The organism is uncultured Kiloniella sp., assembly GCF_937128705.1.
Taxonomy (GTDB): Bacteria; Pseudomonadota; Alphaproteobacteria; order Kiloniellales; family Kiloniellaceae; genus Kiloniella.
Genome location: NZ_CAKZMP010000317.1, coordinates 1 through 3,390, shown reverse-complemented (window position 1 = coordinate 3,390; position 3,390 = coordinate 1). Strand labels below are relative to the sequence as shown.

At 49.3% G+C, this 3,390-nt stretch carries 3 protein-coding genes; 1 reads left to right on the top strand and 2 read right to left on the bottom strand.

Annotated elements, in window-relative coordinates:
* Nucleotides 1-1,574, bottom strand: a 1,574-nt coding sequence (locus Q0241_RS15910) for an NAD+ synthase (protein WP_299379215.1), incomplete at its 3' end; no start/stop codon positions are given.
* Between the two features lie 177 nt (nucleotides 1,575-1,751).
* Nucleotides 1,752-2,660, bottom strand: coding sequence for a dihydrodipicolinate synthase family protein (locus Q0241_RS15905; protein ID WP_299379214.1), 909 nt, complete (start codon nucleotides 2,658-2,660; stop codon nucleotides 1,752-1,754).
* Between the two features lie 176 nt (nucleotides 2,661-2,836).
* Between Q0241_RS15905 and Q0241_RS15900 the strand changes: the two genes are divergently transcribed.
* The coding region (locus Q0241_RS15900) for a hypothetical protein (protein ID WP_299379212.1) at nucleotides 2,837-3,390 on the top strand (554 nt) is incomplete at its 3' end.

Below are 3,390 nucleotides of genomic sequence, written 5' to 3'. Positions count from 1 at the left end.
ACAGTGTTCTCGTCATATCCTCGTGCCAGAATATCTACAAGGGGTAATTCCTCTTCGATAAGGCATTCCAGAATACCATCCAGAACATCATACTCCGGCAAACTATCCTGATCCGTTTGATCTGGTTTTAATTCGGCAGAAGGTGGTTTGGTGATAATTCTATCCGGCATCACCGCACCATCTGGCCCAAGAACATCAGCTGGTTTGTTTTCATTTCGCCAGCGAGAAAGGGCAAAAACCTTGGTTTTATATACATCTTTCAAGGCGTTATAACCACCACACATATCGCCATAAAGCGTTGCGTAGCCAACCGACATTTCAGATTTGTTACCCGTAGACAGCACCATATAGCCCAACTTGTTGGAAATAGCCATCAGTGTTAAGCCACGCGATCTCGCCTGAATATTTTCTTCTGTTGTATCCGCTTCGGTACCTGCCATCACTGGAGCCAACATTTCTTCGAATGCCTTCATGGCCGGGCCAATAGAAATAGAATCGTATTTTACCCCCAGCAGTTCGGTGGCGAGCTTCGCATCTTCTAGGCTTTCTTGGGATGTATAGGGCGAGGGCATCATCACACAACGCACGCGTTCTGGACCAATCGCATCCACTGCAATTGCGGCAGAAAGCGCGGAATCAATTCCCCCTGACATGCCAATGACAATACCGGGGAAACGATTTTTCCGGATATAATCACGGACACCGATTACCAAGGCACGATAAATGGCTGCAAGTTCTTCTTCGGGTGCGACGGTTTGTGCTGGCTGACACTCCCATTCACCATCCGTATTCTTCAACCACTCTGTCACCATGAAGTGCTCATCGAACATGGGAGCCTGTGCCTTGAGACTGCAATCCGCGTTCAGAACAAAAGAACCACCGTCAAATACAATGTCATCTTGCCCTCCAACCATGTTCAGATAGGCCAGCGGCAATTCACATTCCTTGATCCGTTCTATGGCTAAAAGCTGACGTATATCTGTTTTTCCGGCGTTGAACTGAGACCCATTGATCCCGATCAACATTTCCGCGCCAGCTTCAGCAAGCGTTTCGCAAACATCAGCATCCCACATATCTTCGCAGATAAAGACACCTATGCGGACCCCACGGAAAGAAAACGGCCCCGTCAAAGCACCCTGTTTGAAAACGCGTTTTTCATCAAAAACACTATAATCACAGAGGAAATGCTTCCCCTTCCAGCCAACAAGGTTTCCGCCATCCAACAGAACAGCAGCATTGTAGATTTCTGACCCCGTTGTCGTGAAGGCTTTCTTGAAAGGGTTTTCCTGTAGCTTTACATCCGGCATTGGCGCCCCAACCAGTATCCCCGGACCGCCATCAGCAGTATCAGCCATAAGGCTCCGCAGTTCGGCCTGAGCTTCCAGCAATAGTTCTGGCTTGAGAACCAGATCTTCTGGCGGATAGCCCACCAGACTTAACTCCGGCGTAACCAGCAAGTCCGCCCCGGCATCAGCAGCTTTCTTACGGGCAGCACGAATAAGATCAGCGTTCCCACGGATATCGCCGACTGTCGGGTTCATTTGCGCAAAGGCAATTGTCAGTTTTTCGCTCATGTCAGCTTATTACCCTTATACAGATTAGGCGGCAAGTCTCAGCACGCGCATTCTCCCAATAGGAAGTATTTTTCTTTGGACCTTCAAACAGAAAAGCTACATATACTCACTCAGAGCACATGTAGCTTTAATCTAAACTATTTTCAAGACACCTTACTGAAAAGAACGAAAGGCCAGCTAACTCAATCGTGCTTCCAGACGCACCAACAGTCGATCAAGATCAACATGATCTTCTTTTGATAATTTTGGTCCGGGGGCGCGTGTCAAGGCAGTAGAAATCGCCCCTCTACGACGCAATATCTCTTTGCGAACAGCCAAACCGTATCCCGGTTGTTGTTCATGACGTACGACAGGCAGGTAAAGGTCGAAAAGATCTTCAGCTGTATCCACATCACCGTTTTGAAAAAGATCACATACCTGAACAAGCATTTCCGGGTAGGCAAAACCAGTCATGGCACCATCCGCACCTCTTGCAAGTTCCTGCGGAAGATAAAGACCACCATTACCGCAAAGGATACTCACACGACGGTGACTGTCATCTTTTTCCTTCGCTCGAATTTGACTGAGTTTTGGAAGTCCCGGCCAATCTTCATGCTTAAGCATCATGCAGGTCGGGTTATCTTCGACGATTTTTAGAATCGTTTTGGTCGATATCTGAACACCAGTGACCAAAGGGAAATCTTGCAAGACAAAAGGGATATCCCCCAACATTTGCGCAGTCGTCGCGTAGTAATTAATGATCTGGTCATCGGTCCGCAATCCGCTTGTCGGCGCAACCATCACTCCAGCGGCACCTGCATCCATCGCCGACTTCGCCAAAGCTTGCATCGCCGCGAAGCCTGCCGATGACACCCCCACAATGACCGGCACTGCTGCACGGGCCACAACACGCTTGATCACGGCCATGGATTCGTCCGCGCTTAACTTGCCCGCCTCTCCCATGATTCCAAGAATTGTTAAACCGGTTGCACCTTTCTCTATGTAGAAGTCTGTCATGCGATCAACACTCGCCAAGTCCAATTCACCGCTCGGTAAAAAGGGTGTAACGGCGATTGTGTATACTCCGCGCGCAGCTTCATTTAGCATTTTTTCCTCCCACATGCCTGGTACTTTGTGGCGCAGGAGGTTCAGCAAGAGCAAGCGAAACTTCACGCCGGCTAGCGAGAACATTTGGGACAAAATTCTTCAAAATGCGTGGCCATTAACCTCCGCTCAGCGGGTTGGTTGTACTAAGGCGCCAATCGACTCGCTGGGATATGAAAATGGCTACCCGTTGGACCACGACCCGCATCATCTGGATGATGATTGTTGCCACGATTTTGACCTTCGTCATGGTCTTGGGCACGCTCTTATGGTCAGCATACCTTAGCAACAGGCAGGCTGCGTTGGATTCCGTGGCTTTGGCGAAAGGAGGGCTTGATGAATTTGCGTCCCAAGTCTGCGGGACCGATATTGCGTCATTGCAACAACCTGCTGAACTTTCCCTTTTCATCGTGGAACCCGATCTGCCAACTGCCGCTTGGTTGGCGCAGCCAATTCCTGACAATCTAGAACAACAGGTTCGCGCCGCAGTGCAGTCTTCAGGTACAGAAACTGTTGTAGAGTTCTTTGGCTTAATAGAAGGCGAAGTACATTTTTTTGTTGCCCAAATTAAGTACCCAAATGCTCTCCTTGGAAAGTCTTTGGACCCCGTAACGGTGGCAGGACTTGGTGCCACATTTCTTCTTAGCAACTTACATCTTGCCGACATGCCTGTCGCGCATGAAGCGCGCCTTCCTCTTATCGATGGAAACGGCGCAATCATGGGCTACCTCGC